The sequence below is a fragment of the Ulvibacter sp. 2210JD10-4 genome, assembly GCF_058148525.1.
Window position 1 is genome coordinate 982,206 of the sequence record NZ_JBYVJZ010000001.1, and the last position, 19,324, is coordinate 1,001,529.

Consider the following 19,324-nt stretch of genomic DNA (forward strand, 5'->3'; position numbering starts at 1 on the left):
AACTTAAAATGCCTCCATTAACCAAATTTATATTTCTTGTAAGTTTTTGTATTGGTTCTTTTGGTTTTGCGCAAGAAACACAAATGGTCATGGTTAGTGGAGGTTCTTTTCTACCTCTTTATGGAGTTGACAGCTTAACGGTTAAAGTGGACTCTTTCTATATGGATGTATATCCGGTAACTAATAGTGAATATTTAGTTTTTCTGGAAAAATTTCCAAAATGGAAACGCAGTAAAATAAAACGGCTCTTCGCTGATAAGAATTACTTGATGAATTGGGAAGGTGACGATAATTATGGTTCCCACCTTCTTCCCAATGCCCCGGCAACAAATATTTCCTGGTTTGCCGCCAAAAAATACTGTGAATGCCAGGGCAAAAGATTGCCCACTGTAGACGAATGGGAATATGCAGCTATGGCAGATGAGAATCTGCCGGATGCCAGAAAAAATGAAACATACAATCAATATATCTTGGAATGGTATGAAACTTCAAAATCATATAACAAAGAAGTAGGCTCCACTTTTAAAAATTACTGGGGTGTTTTTGACCTGCATGGTCTGGTCTGGGAATGGACAATGGATTTCAATTCGGTTCTTATCTCCGGTGAGTCCCGTAAGGATGTAGATAAGGATAGTAATCTCTTTTGTGGAAGTGCCGCTGTGGGGGCTTCAGATTTAATGAATTATGCTGCTTTTATGCGCTATGCCTTTAGAGGTAGTATGAAAGCAAATTATTCGGTTAAGAATTTAGGTTTCAGATGTGTAAAAGACATCAAAAACTAATACTAATTTCTTCGGAAAAAAATAGAATATATGCTTAGAACAATCCTTTTAATTTCAAGTATTTCATTGCTTTTTGTATCCTGCAATAACAAAAATACAGAGGCAGTAGCTAAAGTGGTTGAAAATGATGCTGTCATTTCAGAGTTATCAATATACAATCTACCTTCTGTATGGACCACACAAAACAATACAGAAATCGAACTAAAAGACCTTAAAGGAGATGTCCTGGTAATGGTCATGATCTATACTTCATGTAAAGCAGCTTGCCCGAGGTTGGTTGCAGACATGCGGGCAATTGAAGCTCAAATACCCCAAGTAAAAAAGGACAATGTAAAACTGGTTCTGGTCAGTATAGATCCCGAAACAGATACGCCACAGCGATTAAAGTCTTTTTCTATTGAAAACGATATGAAAGGAGAACAATGGGTTTTTCTAAGAGGTTCTGAAGAAGACACCAGAGAATTTGCTGCAGTTTTGGCCGTAAACTATAAAAAAATATCTCCTATGGATTTTTCCCATTCAAATATTATAAGTGTCTTTGACCAAAAAGGGGAACTGGCGCACCAACAAGAAGGTCTGGGTGTAAACAATAAAGAGACCGTTGCAAAAATAATTGAATTGGCACATTAATTTAAGTGCTCTAAAACTATATTCATGAATATTACAAAAGATAGAACAGTCGCAGAAGTAGTAACCGAAAATATTAAAGTTTCTCATATTTTTAAAAAATACAATATAGACTTCTGTTGCGGAGGTGGTGTGACAATAGAGAAAGTTTGTTTGAAAAAGGGAATTGATTATGAGCTTTTAGAAAAAGAGATTCTTGAAATAGATGCTAAGGCTGAAGATTCGAATGATTATAATAATTGGGAGTTGCCTTTTTTAATGGATTATATTGTCAATGTACATCATAAATTTGTTGCTGAGAATATCCCTTTACTAAGTATGTATGCTACAAAAGTGGCAAAAGTACACGGACATTATTACAAAGAAGTTGTTACAATAAATAATCTGTTTCAGGAAGCAGCAAAAGACCTTTCTGCCCACATGATGAAAGAAGAACTTGTCCTCTTTCCGTTCATAAAGCAATTGGCCAGGGCAAAAAAGGAAGGAATAGTCCCTCCACGACCTCATTTTTCTTCTGTCACAAATCCAATTAACATGATGGAAAGTGAACATGAGAATGCTGGAGATATATTTAAGGAAATTTCGAGATTATCCAATAAATATACCCCGCCTGAAGGAGCCTGTAATACCTTTAGAGCTCTTTACGATAAGTTAGAAGAATTTGAAGAGGATTTACACAAACACATCCATCTGGAAAATAACATTTTGCACCCAAAAGCTTTAAACTTAGAAGAAGAAGTGAGGTCATAATTTTGTATTTTAGTTTTGTGGTCGATCTAAAAAAACATATTAAAATAGCCCTTGGTTATTTTTTTATCATTGCGCTTTTAGGGTTTCTTCTTCGGTTAGACCACACAAGCGATTTCTTATCGAATTATAAATATATTGTACATACGCATTCACATATAGCTTTACTGGGATGGGTATATACTGCATTAACGACACTTATTTACCAATTATATTTACACAAAAAAGAGCTTTCAAAAAAGTATGGCATACTATTTCTCTTTACGCAGATCACAATAATTGGTATGTTGATAACATTTCCCATACAAGGGTATGGGTTATTTTCAATTATTTTTTCAACCCTGTTTATTTTTGCTTCATATGGGTTTATGTGGTTTTTCATTAGACACACTTCCAAAGATCAAAAACAAAGCTTTTCATATAAATTAATTCGTGCAGGATTATGGTACTTGGTAATTTCCAGTATAGGTCCCTGGGCTCTGGGAATTATTATGAATACACTTGGTAGTTCATCAAACTGGTATAGAAGCTCTATATACTTTTTTCTTCACTTTCAATACAATGGATGGTTTATAGCAACTCTTTTTGGGGTGTTATTCTATGTACTTGAGAAAAATGAGATATCTATATCTAAAAAGAAATTTCAGCTCTTTTTCCGGCTTTTAAATTTAGGTATCATCTTTTCGTTCTTCACATCTGTTTTATGGTTGGAGCCTCATTCCTTTTTTTATGCAATAGCCCTTTTCGCGGTACTATTGCACGGAATTGCGTTCTATATTTTGTTTAAGAAGGTACGTAACGTCTGGAAAGAACTAAGTGCCAAACTTGAAAACACTACACTGTTACTTTTAAAAACTGCTGGATTATTACTGGTGATCAAATTACTTTTTCAATTTTGTGGGTCACTCCCTTACTTTGCCAATCAGATATCGCAAAATATTGATCTTATAATTGCTTTTTTACATTGGGTCTTTTTAGGTGTAGTAAGCATTTCTATATTTGCTTTTTTAGATCACTTCAAACTACTGATCTATTCTAAGAAAGCCTTTCTTTTGTATATCACAGGGTTTGTATTAACTGAAATACTTTTATTCTATAAAGGAGCAGTTGCCTGGTTGGGATTAGCTTTTTTTGACAATCTGCCAATGCTAATAACAATTTCCAGTGGAGTTCTTCTAATGGCAATAGGAATGCTGTTTCTAAAACAATTTAACTACAGAGGAAACTAAACTGTTTTCTCCGCTACTAATTTCAGGCTATCTATAATAGCTGAAATTTCTTCAATAATAGCTTTCCCCTTATTTTTGTTATACCACATTTGTAGCTCTTTTCTAAATTTGTCATCTATCTTCCCATGAACAGTTTTATAATCCATTACTAGTTTTGTAGCAGCTTTGGATCTTGCCCCCCACAAAGCCAGAACATTATAATTTTCATCAACAATAATGACTTTTGGAATTGATCTTGCTCCATTGGTAAGAAAATTATCCATCAATTCGGGATTTTCATCACGGAGTACTATTTTAAGTTCTATGTTTTCTGAGGTCTGAGCCATCTTGTTTAAATAAGGAAGTGTTTGTGCAGCATCGCCACACCATGCTTCGGTTAAAACAAGCCATATTTGTTTAGAATTAAGTGTTTTGAAGGGTTGAGCTTCAGTTTCAGTAAGAAAAGCCGTTTTGTCTAAACGTTTCATTCTACTTAAATTAAGTTTCGTGAAATTTACTTTGTCCGGACTTTGCTCATTGCCGGTAGTTTTTTGTTCCGAAACCATTTGTTTTACCAGTACGCTATATTCATAATAGCTCATACCTGCTTTACTACTTTCTTTTATTAAGCTTTTCATATTTTTTAATTTTGAGAGGTTGTTAAAACATTGTCATAGTTTAAAAAAACACCTCTGTTTTCTTTTCTTTTAAGTGATTGTTCTATAATCAAATACGCCACGGCAATCATATTCCTCACCTCACAAAGAGATGTAGATATCTCTGCTTTGTTGTATAATTCTTCGATATTTTTACTCATTGCGGTCAAATCCTTCATAGCATCCACTAAATTTGTATTGGCACGTATAATTCCTGCATTATCTCTCATTAATACTTGTAATTGACTTAGGTTTTGCTGGATAAAATTTGGTTCTATTGAGACACGCGTAGTTTCATCAAACCATTCGGGAATTGCAATTTTAGGAGTTTCTACTTCGTGTTCGCTAAGGTATTTATATATGTTATGAGCATAAACCAGTGCTTCTAATAAAGAGTTTGACGCCAGCCTGTTAGCACCATGCAATCCTGTTCTGGAAGATTCTCCACAAGCAAAAAGGTTTTCAACAGATGTTTTTCCATTTTTATCAACCACAATTCCACCACATGAATAATGTGCGGCGGGTACGACAGGAATCCAATCCTTAGTGATATCTATATTATTCTTTACACATTCTTTATAGATGTTTGGGAAGTGAGTTAAAAACCTTCCCTTATCCAAATGTGTACAATCTAAATAAACACAGGAATCTCCGGATTTTTTAAGTTCACTGATAATACTTTGTGAAACAACGTCCCGTGGAGCCAATTCTGCCATTTCATTGTAATCCGGCATAAAGCGGCACCCGTTTTTAGTTCGAAGATATGCTCCAAAACCTCTGACTGCTTCCGAAATTAAAAACGAGACACTCTCTTTATCATCATATAAAACCGTAGGATGAAATTGCACAAACTCCATGTCTTTTATTTGAGCTTTCGCCCTGTATGCCATAGCTATACCATCACCAGTAGCAATAACAGGGTTGGTAGTATGTCCGTATACAACTCCAATCCCACCAGATGCCAGTATGGTGTGGTCTGCTTGTATGGTAAAAATATTTCCTGTTCTCTCATTAAGTACATGTGCTCCATAACAGAGTTTATTTTTTACATGATTACTTTCCAAAAGATGGTCTGTAATTAAATCTATTGCAAAATGATATTGCAAAATCGTAATATTGGAAAGTTCATTTACTTTTCGAAGCAATGCTCTTTCTATTTCATACCCTGTTATATCTTTATAATGAATCACACGATATTCTGAATGCCCCCCTTCTTTTCCCAAATCCAGTTTTCCATCAATATCTGTATCAAAATTAGCACCCCATCGCATAAGTTCTTTCAAGTGGTCAGGGCCTTCTTTTATGACCATCTTTACCACCTCTTCATCACATAATCCGTCTCCGGCCGATAAAGTATCCTGAATATGCTTTTGAAAAGAATCTTCTTCTGAATCTAATACTGCTGCCACTCCTCCTTGGGCATATTTGGTATTGGACTCATCTTCACTAGCTTTCGTAATAATAATACTCTCTTTATGTGGAAACTTTTCGGCAATTTTAATGGCAAAAGTCAGTCCTGCAACACCTGAGCCTATTATAAGAAAGTTTGTATCCTTCATATTATTTTGATAATTCTAACATCCGTTCTATTGGCTGTAGTGCTTGTTTCCTAATATTTTCGGGGATTTCAATTTGTGGAGTTTCATTATAAAGGCAGTCGTATAATTTTTGTAGTGTGTTCACCTTCATAAAACTACATTCACTACATGCACAAGTATTATCTGCTTCTGCCGGCGCAGGAACTAGCATGGTATTGGGAGCTTCCTGTTGCATTTTATGTAATATACCCGCTTCGGTAGCTACAATATACTTTTCTAAAGGATTTTGTTTTACATACTTAATCATACCGGCTGTTGACCCTATATAGGTAGCCGTATTTAAAATATGTTCTTCAGATTCCGGATGTGCTATTATTTTAGAACCCGGATTCTCTTGGTACAATGCAAGTAACTTTTCAATGGAAAATGCTTCATGGACAATACACGACCCATCCCACAATAACATATTTTTTCCGGTTTTTTTATTAATATATTTTCCCAGGTTTTTATCCGGAGCAAATAATATGGGAACTTTTTTTGGAATAGATTTTACAATTTTCAGAGCGTTGGAAGAAGTACATACAATATCACTTAAAGCTTTGATCTCTGCAGAGCAATTAATATAGGTAATAACCACATGTTTTGGATGTTCTTCTATAACTTCACGGAATAATTCCGGTGGGCATGAATCTGCCAGTGAACAACCTGCATTTAGGTCAGGGAGTACTACTTTTTTTGAAGGGTTAAGTATTTTTGCTGTTTCCGCCATAAAATGTACCCCCGCAAAAACAATAATATCGGCATTGGTATCAGATACTTTTTGAGATAGGCCTAAGCTGTCACCTACAAAATCTGCTATTTCCTGTATTTCAGGTTGTTGATAGTAATGTGCAAGAATAATAGCATTTTTATCCTTTTTGAGTTGCAATATTTTGCTAGCTAAACTCATTTGATTACTACAATTATATTTTGATTGCAAAATTATGGGTATATGAAATCAATAAATATGATAAAAATCACTTATAAGACAATATATAGCAGCCTTTTGGCAGTATTTGTTACTGGTCTTTGACAGATGATGACTGAGTACCGGAATATTTTTGTTGGATTCCTGCTAAAAACACTCTTAAAATAGGTATTGAAATCATTACAATAGCTATAAAAATGCCTACTCCAAAAATAAAAAATGAGATAAAAACCAAAGTCAATCCTTCTTGCATTTCTGAAAACAGCCCTTCCTTTACAAAATACATCCAATAACTTTTTTTAATACCAGCTATAAGCAAGGAACACCAAAAAAAGAATAGGGAAATATTGAATATAAGAAACCCCTTTTTTATCAAGAACTGGTCTGTAACAAAGTGTTTATTCACTTTCGATGTAATAAACAACAATGCAGAAAGTAAAATGGTGGTATTTATTCCAATGGTTGTACCCATAGAGTGTGCAACAGTTATATGAGTACCGTGGGTAAAAAAGTTAATTGCCGGAATTGAAAGTAATAAGGCAAGTATTAAATTTAAAAATATCCAAAAGTCTGTGGCTAATAAAAAGCGGTATGCCATAGGGTGATTATCTTTCTCAACCTTTAATAAAGACCGTTTCCAGTTAAAAATAATAGTTCCCAAAACTATCCATTCTGTCATACTAACACCATAAGCTACAAATCGTATCCAGGGATACGTAGGTAATATATAAGTATGATGTGCCCATCCAAACATAAGATTAGTGAGGCCTAGAAAATAAAAGAAAAATGCCATCTTGTTCTTAGCAAAAGAATCGTCTCCTTTAATTTTGGTCATCAAATACATAGAGATTCCATATACCAGCATATTCCATGATCCGGTAAAAGAGCCATAAGACTTCCATTGTACAGACATGTCTTTTATAAAGTGTAGCCTGAAAAAATCAAAAAGCCATAGATGTGCTTCACATAAGTGAAAAATCATAAAGACAATTCCTGTTCCCCACATCCAATAATATACCGGCCAATTTTTAACATTTTTATATAGTGTTTTAAAATAATTGATGCCAAACAGTGCCCAACCTATAAGTATTGGAATAATTAGAACAGGTGTAAAAGACAAATACTCACGCCCTTCTGTCTTGCCAAATAAAAAAGATATGTATATAGCGATACCTGTAAGAAAAAATATCCCCAAATGAATTTTCATCAACGATGTAGAATAGAACTTAAGTTTTTCCACATATATCATAAAAAAATAAATACATCCTGAAGCAGAGAGAATGATCCATGAGATCACTGAAGTAACATGAAAAGGACGTAATATTGAAAATGGAAAATGTTCCTTTAGAAAATCCGGAAGAAGATATTGTATCGACGTACATAATCCAAAAAATACTCCCAGAAGTAATGCGATAATAGAAAAAATTAAAAAATAAAGAGGTGTTTTATTTCTCATTCTTATATTTTATTTTCACCCAACCGTTAGCTTCTATATTTGCCTCGTAGTTTGGATAATAACCTGTACTGTCTACAAATTTTAAGTATTCAACAATTGCTTCTTTTTCCGTTTCAGAAAAGTTAAATTTTGGCATAGCTTTCACACCACTATTTAAAAAGGCTTTTATATATGAAGGTCCTTTATCTTGATGAGAAAAAACATTTGTAAGATCCGGACCCAAATAACCTCCAAGCCCATATATCTGGTGACAGGTCCAACAGTTATTTGTCTGCCATAATCGCTGTCCTTCAATTGCTTTAGGAGTTAATACAACAGATGTAGTATAGCGTTCAGAATTATAAATTACATAATTATAAACTGAAAAAATTACAATCAGTATGGCAAGGATAAGAATGTACTTTTTTGTAATTCCTGACATTATTCAATAGGTGATTGGTGCTTAAATATATTTATATACTTAGTTGTGTAATATGATTTATCTCAGGTTTTAAAATTATCTACCTATAAAAAATTAGTTCACAATCTTTGTAACATCAGACCTTTGAAATTTATCTTTTGCTATCACCTTAACTCTATAAGTTGACAGATTATTTGTAAACTGTTTTTTGTGGTAATGTCTCAAACGATGCTCATTTTGGCGTCCGCTGCTAAAACTTGATACCCGCTTAAGGTATCCTATAACACGTGTAGCATGATCCACATTTGCAGAATCACAATTACTGCATTTGTATAAAGTTTTCTTGTCTATGTATTCACATTCGTTGCATATTGTAATTCTTATATTGAAGCAAAAATAGTTACATCCTGCAGCAGCTGTTGCATGAATTAATTTAACAAAGCCTTCCTGATTTGGTATTTCCTCAAGGTTGAGATGTAAAGCTGAACCTCCATCCAGATATTTTATGATTTCATTTCCATGCAAAATTATCTTATCCAGTGAATTTGTTTCTTCATCTTCTACTATATAGAAGTAAGAATTATAGCATTCTCTGGGTACTAACAATCCATCTGCTCTATCCCATTTTGCATTTTTTACTCCCAGATTTTCAGCCGGAACAAATTCTGTATTGAACATATACCCGTATTTCTGTTTTGCCAACTTGTTTTCATCATAAATGGCTTTGAGATATATGTTTATGAATTTTTTATAGGTTGAATTATTTCCTACTTTAATCCCCAGACTTTCTGCTGCTTCTACCATTCCATTGATCCCAATAGTTAAAAATTGTTTGTCTAATGAAATAAAGTTTGCATCGTAAACAGGCAACAGGCCAGCTTCTTTATACTCCTCAACCAATTTTCTATACGCTACCTGATATTGGTGTATCTTCCTAACCTCTTCAACAATATTTACTCCTTTTTGTATCAACCTGTTCATATTAAGGGTTATTACATTAATGGAACCTGTTGCTACCCCTCCTGCCCCTAAAGAATAACTAAAAGTATTATCGCTGATCTCATTTCTTAAACGACAGCAGGAAGCAAGGCTATCTGCATTTTCAGATTGATATATAAAAAATGAATTTCCTTCGCTTAGTTCCTGTGCGCACATATTTGTAAAATCCATATCGACAGGTTTTCCTTCTTTTACCAGCATAGCTGCTGTTACTACCGGAAATGTTAGTATTGCTTTACTTCGTTCTGTATTGAACCATTTCATGAAATATTTCTGAAGCTTTTTAACACTCTCCCACTGTGGTTTGGTCATATCCGGAAATACAAACGCTCCAAACATACTGTTGAAGTAGGACTCATCATACAAAGAGATATTCCAAAAAACTGACTGATAGCCTCTCGCTGCCGCCGGCTGATTGATAGCATAAACAACGTGTTGTAAATGATTGGCTATCATTTTTTCATTCGTTTTCAAATACTCTTTCCCATAATCTTTACTTGCAAAATGATCAAAGTATAATAAGAATTCGACTGTTGCCAATGCACCTGCAAATTGGGAACTTACCGCAAATACAAGATTGACAAACTCACCACAAAAACTTTCCAAATGTTTAGGGGCTCGACTTTCCCCACCAATTTTAGTAAGTCCGTCAAGTAAAAAAGGGTACATGCTTATAGAAACACAATAAGGTTTTAATGAGGTTTCATCGTGTACATAGATTTCATGTGCTTCAATTTGCCTTATATACTCGTTAGCTGTCTTTTCACCAAACAACAGTTCTATTTTCCGCTTTATCAAAGCTCTGTTCACTTGTATATTGACATCTTTATTAAGTTCTGCTTCCATAGTGGCAATATTCTTTGAAGTAACATTTGCATTGGCATCTACCTTTGAACCATCTGCAGCATTGGTAGATTGAATATAACCATCTATAAATTCAATTTTCTTGGCAACCTGAGTGTCTGTTAGTCTTATCATAAATGTTCGGTTTTTATAAATAAATGATTGAGTATTTTATTTGTTTTTACTTCTATAAATCTTTGATTGGTCTTTTGAGAGTCCAGCCCTCCCAATGATAATTGCCAACGACCCGTTTTGATCCAGTTAAGCTGATCTAAAATTTCCTTATCTACATTTTCTTCGCCTGTGTACAAACATGTTTTATAATTCTCTTTTCTGGATATTTTAAGTAGCTCAATAAGTTTCTTTTTATGCCACTCACCTCCCATAAAAACTATACAACTAGCCAGTCCTTTATAGCGACAAATCATTTGGCAAAAACTCTTTCTGGTCAACTTCTTTCCTTTTCTTTTTTTCCACAAATGTGCTGAATGGCATCCCTCACATCTTAAGGGACAACCAGAAATAGAAAAGCATAAACTTACTTCTCCGGGTACTTCCTGAAGTACTATTTGAAAATCCTGATAATACATTTGATATTAAAAGACCTTTTTATCTTTTATAAAAATATGAAGTAATAGAATTAGTATTTAGGCTCTGACATATGAGTTATTAATAATGTTATGAACACTCATACAAATTCTATTTCGGGAAGGAATTGAAGCTATAACTTGGCATTAAAGAAATTTGACTGATTATACATCGGTATCCGGGCAGTAAACTCTTGTTATTTTATTATTAAAATTACAATTATGAATAGTGTCAAAAAGCTTAGCAAAGCCACTTTCCATAGTATATGAGCTTTCCTGAGTTCCATGAAATAAAAGGATATCCCTACGAATTTAAAAAAGGAAAGTATTAAAATAACGGTCGCCATATATTCAAAGTTTGCCTTGGTAATAAGTGCCGTTGTAATAGTTAATACTACTAATACTACCCAAACTATAAAAAACAGGTCTTTTTTCATTTAAAAAAACAAATAGATTATTGGAAATAAAAGGATCCATATTAGATCACACATATGCCAGAAAGCAGCACTGGTCTCTACGTCTTCCATTTTCAATGAAGGTTTCTTTTTAAGAAGGCTGATCATTAGAGAACCTAAAATAACCAGGCCTACGAGTACATGGATCACATGAAACAATGTAAGCATCCAATAAAACGTAAAGAAGCTATTGTACCCTATTGTCAGGCCCGCATCTATTTTATCACTGTACTCCATAACTTTCAAGAGCAAAAATGCAATCCCACCTAACATTGTCAATACCAGAAATAACTTTGATCTTTTAAAATCTAATCCTCTTTGAAACTTTATAAACTGTGTCATAAAGAATCCACTTGTTAATAAAAACACAGTATTTAATGCTCCATAAGTTGTATTTAGTAAAAGACGGGACTCATGAAATAAAACCGGTTCTTCTTTAGCAGAATAAACCATTATGATCAATGCAATGCCAAAGGTTAGCAGCTCAAGAAAAATTATGATCCACATAAGTAGCCCACCCGGGGGGTAGTATAAATGTTTATATTCGTTCTTTTTTACTTCAATACCGGGATTATCCATTATGCTTAATTTTCTCATACAGCTTTACCAGGGATTGAAGCAATTCTACAGGAGTAGTTAAAATTTGGTAATGATTTTGTCCAAACATTTGTGGCAAATAATATTTAGCCTGAGCTTCAATAGCCAATGCATAAGAATTAATTTGACGTTGATTTAATTCTCTAAGTGCCTGCTTCACATCATTGATACCATATTTTCCTTCATATTTGTCATAATCATTAGGTTTTCCGTCAGATAAGAGAATAACCCATTTATTCTTACTATCCCGTTCATCCAGTAACGCTCCCGAATGCCTCAATGCCGCTCCTATTCGGGTATAGCCGGATGGTTCTACGGCTCCAATTCTGTGTTTTGCTTTATTCCAATCTTCTCCAAAAGATTTTAAACTTAAATACGTTGTGTAATTTCTGGTTTTTGAATAAAAACAATCAATAGAAAAATCCACATTGAACTCTGTCAATATTTCACCGAAAATGATGGAAACCTGCTTCTCTACATCAATTACTCTGTTTCCGGCAGCATAACCGTCACTGGACAGGCTAATATCCAAAAGGATCAATATAGAAAGGTCTTTTTCTTTTTTCCGTTTGGATAAGTATATCTTTTCTGAAGGGGTATGATTGGAATGTATGTCAACATATTGATCTGTAATAGCATCCAGATCAAACTCATCTCCCTGTATTTGCCTTCTCTTTTGTTGGTATTTATTATTAACTGAAGTAAGCATCTTACGCAATCCCATGAGTGTAGAGGCATTTTTTAACAAGGTACTTTTATAGTATGCAATATCTTTTTCTAGTTGCACCTTAGGGTATACTTTGCAAAAATCTGCCTTATAGGTTCGTTTTGAAAAATCCCATTCATCATAAGAAAAATGAAATTCGTGTGTATCGAGTTCGGTACTTTCAGAAATAGTTGTATTCTCCATAAAATCTGCCTGATAGACCGAATGCACAGGATCATCCACTCGTACCGTATGCTTCATATTTAGGTCTTCCAAAGCATTAGAATGATCATTTAAATCATCATCTCCATCAAAATCACGCCATCCTCCCTCCCATTCTTCTGCTGTTTCAACTTTTTCAAAATTATGAGTGAGCACATAATCTTCCTGTGCTTTCTGATCGATCTCCAGTGTTTTAATTTCCTCAACAGCATTGGCCTTTAATATGGTATTAATTTCTTTCTGAATGGCTTTCTGGGCTTTTTCTGAAATATTATTTAACACTTTATCAGAATCTAGTTCAGGATTGTTTCGCATCCATTTTCCATATATAAATGAAAAGTCAGGTTGCTTGTTCTTGCCGGGGTTGGAACTATAGTAATCTTTAAGTTCATTATGAATCTTTTGAGTCACCGGAAACTCATAGAACATCCTTTTTAACACCTTATCTGAATGATCTAAGGCCATGGATCTCGCTTCTTCTATTGAATGCTCCTGATTTCCACTATAGTTAAATTGAAGGTTTTTTTGAACAGAAAGGTATATAATCCTGAATAAATAAAATGATAAATTCTTCTCTTTGGAAATAAATTCTGAATAGCGTTTTGGAAGAAAAAAACTACTGTTTTTATAACCTCCTTCCCGTTCAGCTTCAAATATCTCGATAGGTGAACCAGTGATCGCTCTGGCAAAAATGGTTAATCGAGGTTTAATATCATTTAGTTTTACTGCATGTACCAGTGCTTCCTGAGAGTTTTTTTTACGCCGTTTTAAAAAACCAGCAACTTTACTAAAAAGAAATTCATCCGGCTCGAACATAATTAATATAAGATTTAGATCATTAGATCACACAGGTCTGTCAATGCATCAATTATTTCAAGATCATCGGTTAGTGGTTCTACAACCGCAACTTTTACAGCTAATCGTTTGGGCAATCCCGAATGGATCAGTTTAGCAGCATCAACAAGTAATCGTGTTGACACAGTTTCGGTAAGTCCAAGATCTGTTAAGTTTCTAATTTTATTGGCAATTGTGACCAGTTTTTTAGATACGTTTACATCTAATTGAGTCTCTTTTGAAATGATTTCTGCTTCATCTTTTGACTTAGGATAATGAAATGATAACGCAACAAATCGTTGTCTGGTAGAAGGTTTTAACTCTTTGAATCCCTTTTGGTATCCGGGATTAAATGAAGCTACTAATATAAAATTTTCATGTGCCTTAATACTTTCGCCCAGCTTATCAATATAAAGTTCCTTCCGGTGATCTGTAAGCGAATGAATCGCCACAACAACATCCGGCCTTGCTTCGGCAATCTCATCTAAATATAATATAGCTCCCTCTTTTACTGCTTTTGTTAAGGGTCCGTCCATCCATACTGTTTCGGCTCCTTTAATTATAAAACGACCAATTAAATCTGTAGATGAAGTTTCCTCATGGCATGAGATAGTAATAAGAGGAATACCAAGTTGATAAGATACATACTCTACAAATCTTGTTTTACCGGTTCCGGTAGGTCCTTTTAATAATACAGGTATTTTATTGGAATACGCATGATTAAAGACCTCAACTTCTTTCCCAGTAGGTTTATAAAATGGACAGCTTTGAGAAATGGTCTCAGGTTCATTCTCTATTTTAGATGTGATTTGCTCCAATGATTTCATACGAATAGTAAAAAAAGGTCTAAAAAAGTAAAGGCAGGTAAGCTATGATTATATATTACAAAAATATATAAGCCCTTTTCTAGACCTTATGATTGATTATTATAAAGGTGTTAATTCTCTATTTGTTCCAGCGCCTCGTCATTAGGGCGTCCGTGTTTAATAAAGTCAACTATATAGAATATAATTCCTGCCGTAAATAACGTTGCAAAAATTATCAATACTACAAAATGAATGCTTATCTCATTCTGGACTTCCATGAAATCCATTTTAAATTTACGTTCTAAATAGACCTGAGCAACTCCGGCAACGCCAAAAGCAACTGTCATACCAATCATCCCGATATTTGAAGTCCAAAAAGCAGCCCTGCCCCTAACTCCATCATACAATTTCCTTCCTGTTAAATTGGGTAAGGAATAGCTAATAATAGCTAGAACGATCATGGCATATGCCCCCCAAAATGCTAAGTGACCATGCATTGCCGTAACGAGTGTACCATGAGTATATAAATTGGTTTGCGGCAAAGTGTGGGCAAACCCTAAGAGTCCTGCACCAACAAACGAAACAATTGCAGATCCCAAAGTCCAGAACAAGGCTATTTTATTTGGGTGTCTTTTTTCTCCTTTTCTATACATATTCACAGCAAATAAGGCCATTGCCAAAAATGCAAGCGGTTCTAAAGCAGAGAATATGCCTCCTACAACTAACCAGATTTTATTAACTCCTATGTAGTAATAGTGGTGACCTGTCCCTAAAACACCTGATAAAAATGTGAGTCCTACAATAACATAAAGCCATTTCTCAATAACTTCTCTATCTACACCGGTAAGCTTGATCAATAGAAATGAGAGAATACCTCCCATAATTAATTCCCAAACACCTTCTACCCATAAGTGTACAACCCACCATCTAAAGAAAGAATCCTTTACCTGGCTATCAAAAGGAAGCATTCCCGGCAAGTATAATAATGCTGCAAAGAGTAAACCCATCGAAAGTACTAAAGCGGTTGTAGTTTTCCTTTTGCCCTTAAAAAGGGTAGCTAGTATTAAACCCAGGAACAGTAATACATTTGCCACCACTAAAAAGTCTAATTGTCTTGGTATTTCTAAAAACTTACGTCCTTCCCACCAGTTAAAGTGATAGCCAATTACTGCAGCTACACCCACCAGTGCGAGTGAAATTAATTGTACGTAAGCGAGTTTAACACTTACAAGCTCTCTTTGAGCTTCTTCAGGTATAATATAGTATGCAGCGCCCATAAACCCGGATAACAACCAGACTACCAATAAATTTGTATGAACTGCTCTCGCTGTGTTAAAAGGAATAAATTCATGTAATCCGTCCAGGCCTACTCTGGCAAAGCCCATAATAAACCCGTATGTTAATTGTAAAACTAATAGTAGCATTGAAAGTGCAAAAAACCAATAAGCTACTTTTTGAGATTTGTATTTCATAATAGTAATAGGTTAGTTATTCATTATCTTTTGATAATGGAGATACAACAGTATCAAAGCCATTAAGGTCTATATCGTCTATCCAGTCAAAAAAGGCTATTAAATCAGCCGCTTCTTCATCAGAAAAACCATAAGCCACCATTTTTCTTCCGTTTGGCGCCCAGGGAACAGGTGTTGTCAAAACAGCCTTTACATATCCTTCACCCCTACGGTCCAAAACCTTTGTTAATTCGGGAGCATAATAGGCTCCTTCCCCTAAAATTGTATGACACCCCATACAGTTATTGGTTTCCCATAAATGTTTACCACGAACAACTTGTTCGGTAATGGCTTCATAATTTGATTGATCTTGTTCTGCGCCAAATGAATAAATAGTCAAACCAATAAATACTAAAAAAGTGACTAAGGTACCGCCCAGAAAGAAATTTCGTGCTTGCTTTTTTGATAACATAGTTAGTTAAATTAAATATTAATATTTTAAGACCTTTTTATCTTAAATAACAAAATAAACAATAACTCCTGTATAATAATATGACAAAAATCATATTTTACTACCCATATAAATAAGACCAATAATGAATATTCAGATACATATATACCAGAAAGTGTTTCTCGTATATTTAATTACTTAATAAAGTTACTCACTTTACTTCTTTTTGTCACTTTTCATAAGATTCAAAACAACCAAAATTATAATAACACACACAACACCAAATACGGCTATAAGTGCAGTTCCCATTCCCCAATCTACTAAAGGTATATTATTTAAAATCATAAGTCATAAATTTTACAGTTAGTTAAAATCATTCTAAAATCACAGAAGCAGTATTGTTACAATTGTAATTAGCTTCTACTTTATCCACCATAGGTTTAGGGGATACGTAAGGTATTCCCAATCCCATTCCCCGCATTACAAATAAGCAGCCCATAAGTACTACAAACACAGGGATTGTTTTTCTTATATGTTGTCTTACTTTTCCACTTAAAAAATTTCCGAAGTAAATAGCGGTGGTCATTAAAGGAACAGTCCCCAATCCAAAAATTGCCATATACAAACTTCCTTCCAGTGCATTGCCTGAAGCTATTGCCCCAAATACAGCCATATAAACCAGTCCACAAGGTAAAAACCCATTTAAGAACCCGATCGTAAGGAAAGTATCGGGGGTTTTCTTCTTCAAAGCAGCTCCCAAAGAACTCTTTACCTTTGAAATAAGTTTAAAAATTGGTTTTGAAAAATTATATTTATTGAATGTCTTATACGGAATCAGAACCACTAGAATCATTAAAATTCCAACAACAATGGAAAGCTGTTGTTGCATTCCGAAGAGATAAAATCCTTTCCCCAGTAAACCAAACAACAAACCAATAATACTATATGCAAACAACCTCCCAAAATGGTATAGAAATATTTGCCCTGTTTTTTTTAAATTATTAGTACGGTCTACCGGCAATATAAAGGCTATGGGGCCACACATGCCCACACAGTGGAAACTTCCTAAAAGGCCAAATATGAAAGCCGATATTAACATCTTTAATACGTAATCGATTTTTTATAGAGATACTTTTTCTTTTCGTATTCCCACTCTATGGTAATGTTCCATCGACCGTCTAACAAACGTTTGTCAGGTATGAGCAAATTTGATCCGGATAAGACAATAGGGAAATCAAAATCCAGTTGCTTATTAGACGGTCTGTATAGGAACACTGTTCCTTTAACCTTTGAAGGGTCAATTTCTTCAGGGAACTTTAGCAGCCATCCTTCGGCTATTTTTTTCCCGGTAATGCTTTCAGAAAAATCCTTAAGGTTTTCCTCTGCGTCAATTTCTTCCTGATAAGCCAGTTCCTTTTTGTAATATTCTTCAGTTACCAGATCGTGTCTAAAGTCCTTATTGGCGCTCATTTTTATCACAAAAAACATAATAAACCCAATAAAAAATATCATTCCTATAACCAATCCTGTTCCCCAGTTTATTTTCATCATTCTGTTATTTATAACTACGAGGCCCTAAAAAAGCTGCTGTAGTTGTTTCTATTAATTTGTCTCCGCTATAGACGCCAATCTCCACCCTGTCTTTGTCTCCACTAAGTCCGCTGGCATTAATTTCAATAAATATTGTGCCTTCGGAGATGCCTTGTTTTGGTACAACAAAGTCATCATGCGCTACTAATTTGATCTCTCCTCTATGAGATAATAATTTGAAGTTTACATCATCAATTGCTTTCGTGGTTTTATTAACCAATTTAAATGTATATACGTTACTAATAATATTATCTGCCTTATGTTCATACAATTGACCCGGTAATCTAAGAACTCTGGCTTCTATATCATTTCGTAAAAAGAGCATTCCAATAAATACAGAAGTCAAAATAAATAATACAACCGTATATCCTTTTAATCTTGGGCTAAACGTAAATTTTGCTTTCTTCTCTATATTATCTTCACTAGCATAGCGAATCAACCCTTTTGGAAGGTTTACAGATTCCATCATATGATCACATGCATCGATACAAGCGGTACAGTTTACACATTCCAACTGCGTTCCATTACGAATATCTATTCCTGTTGGACAAACATGAACACATTGAAAACAATCAATGCAGTCTCCTTTTCCTGTTGTTGCCCTGTCTTCATTCTTTCTGAACTTTGCACGTCCAGCTTCTTTTTCACCTCTTTTATGATCATAGGCCACAACGATCGATTTATTATCAAGCAATACACCTTGAAGTCGTCCATAAGGGCAGGCAATAATGCAAACCTGTTCTCTAAACCAGGCAAAGACAAAGTAAAACACCCCTGTAAAGATCAACAAGGAAATTAGAGTACTTATATGATTTAGCGGGCCATCAAGTATATATTGTATAAGCCTGTCACTTCCTATTAAGTAAGCCAGAAAAACATTTGCAATTAGAAATGAGATAATAAAGAAGATGAACCATTTTAAAACTCGCTTTCTAATTTTTTCGGCATTCCAAGGCATTTTATCAAGCCTGATCTGTTTCCCTCTGTCTCCATCGATCCAATACTCAATTCTTCGGAAAACCATTTCCATAAAAATGGTCTGGGGACACATCCACCCGCAAAAAATCCTTCCGAATGCTACTGTAAAAAAGATGACAAAGACCACACCAATTAACATCATTATGACAAACAGGTGAAAATCCTGTGGCCAAAACGGAAATCCAAAAATATTAAATCGACGTTCCAGTACATTGAACATCAAAAACTGGTTTCCTCCAACCTTTATAAATGGTGCCGAAAACAAGATTGCCAGTAATACATAGCTTACATATTTTCGATACTTATAAAACTTTCCCGAAGGTTTCTTAGGAAATAACCATGCCCTTTTTCCTTCCTTATTAATGGTCGCAATACTATCTCTAAAACGCTCGTTATCGGGTGCTTCCAATTTTATTTGATCTTT

Annotated in this window: 20 protein-coding genes; 4 read left to right on the forward strand and 16 right to left on the reverse strand. The window is 34.5% G+C overall.

Annotation, left to right across the window (positions count from 1 at the left end; genetic code table 11):
• Positions 1-8: 8 nt before the first annotated feature.
• The 4 genes from ACY2RT_RS04875 to ACY2RT_RS04890 are packed head-to-tail and all read left to right on the forward strand — an operon-like array spanning position 9 to position 3,385.
• Entirely contained in the window at positions 9-782 is a 774-nt protein-coding gene (locus ACY2RT_RS04875; RefSeq protein WP_490154757.1) for a formylglycine-generating enzyme family protein, read from the forward strand.
• Positions 783-812: 30 nt separating this feature from the next.
• A complete protein-coding gene (locus ACY2RT_RS04880) occupies positions 813-1,412 on the forward strand; it encodes an SCO family protein (protein WP_490154758.1) in 600 nt (199 codons plus the stop codon).
• A 24-nt stretch (positions 1,413-1,436) separates the two neighbouring features.
• Entirely contained in the window at positions 1,437-2,159 is a 723-nt protein-coding gene (ric, locus tag ACY2RT_RS04885; RefSeq protein WP_490154759.1) for an iron-sulfur cluster repair di-iron protein, read from the forward strand.
• 17 nt (positions 2,160-2,176) lie between these two features.
• Positions 2,177-3,385 carry a hypothetical protein gene (locus ACY2RT_RS04890; RefSeq protein WP_490154760.1) on the forward strand — a complete coding sequence of 403 codons (1,209 nt, stop codon included), beginning with the start codon at positions 2,177-2,179 and terminating at the stop codon, positions 3,383-3,385.
• Here ACY2RT_RS04890 and ACY2RT_RS04895 read toward each other — a convergent pair.
• The 16 genes from ACY2RT_RS04895 to ccoG all read right to left on the reverse strand — a co-directional run bounded on the left by ACY2RT_RS04895 (position 3,382) and on the right by ccoG (position 19,309).
• Entirely contained in the window at positions 3,382-4,002 is a 621-nt protein-coding gene (locus ACY2RT_RS04895; RefSeq protein WP_490154761.1) for a thioredoxin family protein, read from the reverse strand. The genes ACY2RT_RS04890 and ACY2RT_RS04895 overlap by 4 nt on opposite strands.
• 5 nt (positions 4,003-4,007) lie before the next feature.
• Positions 4,008-5,579, reverse strand: coding sequence for an L-aspartate oxidase (nadB, locus tag ACY2RT_RS04900; RefSeq protein WP_490154762.1), 1,572 nt, complete (start codon positions 5,577-5,579; stop codon positions 4,008-4,010).
• Position 5,580: 1 nt separating this feature from the next.
• Positions 5,581-6,507: a quinolinate synthase NadA gene (nadA, locus tag ACY2RT_RS04905; RefSeq protein ID WP_490154763.1), complete on the reverse strand. Its 927-nt coding sequence runs from the start codon at positions 6,505-6,507 to the stop codon at positions 5,581-5,583.
• Positions 6,508-6,616: 109 nt separating this feature from the next.
• Entirely contained in the window at positions 6,617-7,981 is a 1,365-nt protein-coding gene (locus ACY2RT_RS04910) for a cbb3-type cytochrome c oxidase subunit I (RefSeq protein ID WP_490154764.1), read from the reverse strand.
• Positions 7,971-8,402, reverse strand: coding sequence for a c-type cytochrome (locus ACY2RT_RS04915; protein WP_490154765.1), 432 nt, complete (start codon positions 8,400-8,402; stop codon positions 7,971-7,973). Before ACY2RT_RS04915 ends, ACY2RT_RS04910 begins: the two co-directional genes overlap by 11 nt.
• 93 nt (positions 8,403-8,495) lie before the next feature.
• Entirely contained in the window at positions 8,496-10,358 is a 1,863-nt protein-coding gene (gene nrdD / locus ACY2RT_RS04920; protein ID WP_490154766.1) for an anaerobic ribonucleoside-triphosphate reductase, read from the reverse strand.
• Positions 10,355-10,813, reverse strand: a complete 459-nt coding sequence (nrdG, locus tag ACY2RT_RS04925) for an anaerobic ribonucleoside-triphosphate reductase activating protein (RefSeq protein WP_490154767.1) — start codon at positions 10,811-10,813, stop codon at positions 10,355-10,357. Before nrdG ends, nrdD begins: the two co-directional genes overlap by 4 nt.
• A gap of 194 nt (positions 10,814-11,007) precedes the next feature.
• Positions 11,008-11,247 (reverse strand): cytochrome C oxidase subunit IV family protein, encoded by a 240-nt coding sequence (locus ACY2RT_RS04930; RefSeq protein ID WP_490154768.1) that lies wholly within the window; start codon positions 11,245-11,247, stop codon positions 11,008-11,010.
• Complete coding sequence (locus ACY2RT_RS04935) at positions 11,248-11,862, reverse strand: cytochrome c oxidase subunit 3 (RefSeq protein WP_490154769.1); 615 nt, start codon at positions 11,860-11,862, stop codon at positions 11,248-11,250. It abuts the gene before it with no gap.
• Complete coding sequence (locus tag ACY2RT_RS04940) at positions 11,837-13,606, reverse strand: nitric oxide reductase activation protein NorD (RefSeq protein WP_490154770.1); 1,770 nt, start codon at positions 13,604-13,606, stop codon at positions 11,837-11,839. Before ACY2RT_RS04940 ends, ACY2RT_RS04935 begins: the two co-directional genes overlap by 26 nt.
• Positions 13,607-13,620: 14 nt before the next feature.
• Positions 13,621-14,451, reverse strand: a complete 831-nt coding sequence (locus ACY2RT_RS04945; protein ID WP_490154771.1) for a CbbQ/NirQ/NorQ/GpvN family protein — start codon at positions 14,449-14,451, stop codon at positions 13,621-13,623.
• A 110-nt stretch (positions 14,452-14,561) separates the two neighbouring features.
• Positions 14,562-15,902 (reverse strand): cbb3-type cytochrome c oxidase subunit I, encoded by a 1,341-nt coding sequence (locus ACY2RT_RS04950; protein ID WP_490154772.1) that lies wholly within the window; start codon positions 15,900-15,902, stop codon positions 14,562-14,564.
• Positions 15,903-15,918: 16 nt separating this feature from the next.
• Positions 15,919-16,353 (reverse strand): c-type cytochrome, encoded by a 435-nt coding sequence (locus ACY2RT_RS04955; protein ID WP_490154773.1) that lies wholly within the window; start codon positions 16,351-16,353, stop codon positions 15,919-15,921.
• A gap of 352 nt (positions 16,354-16,705) precedes the next feature.
• Complete coding sequence (locus tag ACY2RT_RS04960) at positions 16,706-17,431, reverse strand: sulfite exporter TauE/SafE family protein (protein WP_490154774.1); 726 nt, start codon at positions 17,429-17,431, stop codon at positions 16,706-16,708.
• A gap of 2 nt (positions 17,432-17,433) precedes the next feature.
• Positions 17,434-17,880 carry a FixH family protein gene (locus ACY2RT_RS04965; protein ID WP_490154929.1) on the reverse strand — a complete coding sequence of 149 codons (447 nt, stop codon included), beginning with the start codon at positions 17,878-17,880 and terminating at the stop codon, positions 17,434-17,436.
• Positions 17,881-17,887: 7 nt separating this feature from the next.
• Complete coding sequence (gene ccoG / locus ACY2RT_RS04970) at positions 17,888-19,309, reverse strand: cytochrome c oxidase accessory protein CcoG (protein WP_490154775.1); 1,422 nt, start codon at positions 19,307-19,309, stop codon at positions 17,888-17,890.
• Positions 19,310-19,324: the final 15 nt, after the last annotated feature.

Bases quoted from the DNA above. Each gene is read 5' to 3' on its own strand.
- ACY2RT_RS04915 (WP_490154765.1), bottom strand. From the start codon at position 8,402: ATGTCAGGAATTACAAAAAAGTACATTCTTATCCTTGCCATACTGATT.
- ACY2RT_RS04945 (WP_490154771.1), bottom strand. From the start codon at position 14,451: ATGAAATCATTGGAGCAAATCACATCTAAAATAGAGAATGAACCTGAG.
- ACY2RT_RS04940 (WP_490154770.1), bottom strand. From the start codon at position 13,606: ATGTTCGAGCCGGATGAATTTCTTTTTAGTAAAGTTGCTGGTTTTTTA.
- nrdD (WP_490154766.1), bottom strand. From the start codon at position 10,358: ATGATAAGACTAACAGACACTCAGGTTGCCAAGAAAATTGAATTTATA.
- nadA (WP_490154763.1), bottom strand. From the start codon at position 6,507: ATGAGTTTAGCTAGCAAAATATTGCAACTCAAAAAGGATAAAAATGCT.
- ACY2RT_RS04880 (WP_490154758.1), top strand. From the start codon at position 813: ATGCTTAGAACAATCCTTTTAATTTCAAGTATTTCATTGCTTTTTGTA.
- ACY2RT_RS04960 (WP_490154774.1), bottom strand. From the start codon at position 17,431: ATGTTAATATCGGCTTTCATATTTGGCCTTTTAGGAAGTTTCCACTGT.
- ACY2RT_RS04965 (WP_490154929.1), bottom strand. From the start codon at position 17,880: ATGAAAATAAACTGGGGAACAGGATTGGTTATAGGAATGATATTTTTT.
- ACY2RT_RS04895 (WP_490154761.1), bottom strand. From the start codon at position 4,002: ATGAAAAGCTTAATAAAAGAAAGTAGTAAAGCAGGTATGAGCTATTAT.
- ACY2RT_RS04875 (WP_490154757.1), top strand. From the start codon at position 9: ATGCCTCCATTAACCAAATTTATATTTCTTGTAAGTTTTTGTATTGGT.
- nrdG (WP_490154767.1), bottom strand. From the start codon at position 10,813: ATGTATTATCAGGATTTTCAAATAGTACTTCAGGAAGTACCCGGAGAA.
- ACY2RT_RS04955 (WP_490154773.1), bottom strand. From the start codon at position 16,353: ATGTTATCAAAAAAGCAAGCACGAAATTTCTTTCTGGGCGGTACCTTA.
- ACY2RT_RS04930 (WP_490154768.1), bottom strand. From the start codon at position 11,247: ATGAAAAAAGACCTGTTTTTTATAGTTTGGGTAGTATTAGTAGTATTA.
- ACY2RT_RS04950 (WP_490154772.1), bottom strand. From the start codon at position 15,902: ATGAAATACAAATCTCAAAAAGTAGCTTATTGGTTTTTTGCACTTTCA.
- ric (WP_490154759.1), top strand. From the start codon at position 1,437: ATGAATATTACAAAAGATAGAACAGTCGCAGAAGTAGTAACCGAAAAT.
- ACY2RT_RS04910 (WP_490154764.1), bottom strand. From the start codon at position 7,981: ATGAGAAATAAAACACCTCTTTATTTTTTAATTTTTTCTATTATCGCA.
- ACY2RT_RS04935 (WP_490154769.1), bottom strand. From the start codon at position 11,862: ATGAGAAAATTAAGCATAATGGATAATCCCGGTATTGAAGTAAAAAAG.
- nadB (WP_490154762.1), bottom strand. From the start codon at position 5,579: ATGAAGGATACAAACTTTCTTATAATAGGCTCAGGTGTTGCAGGACTG.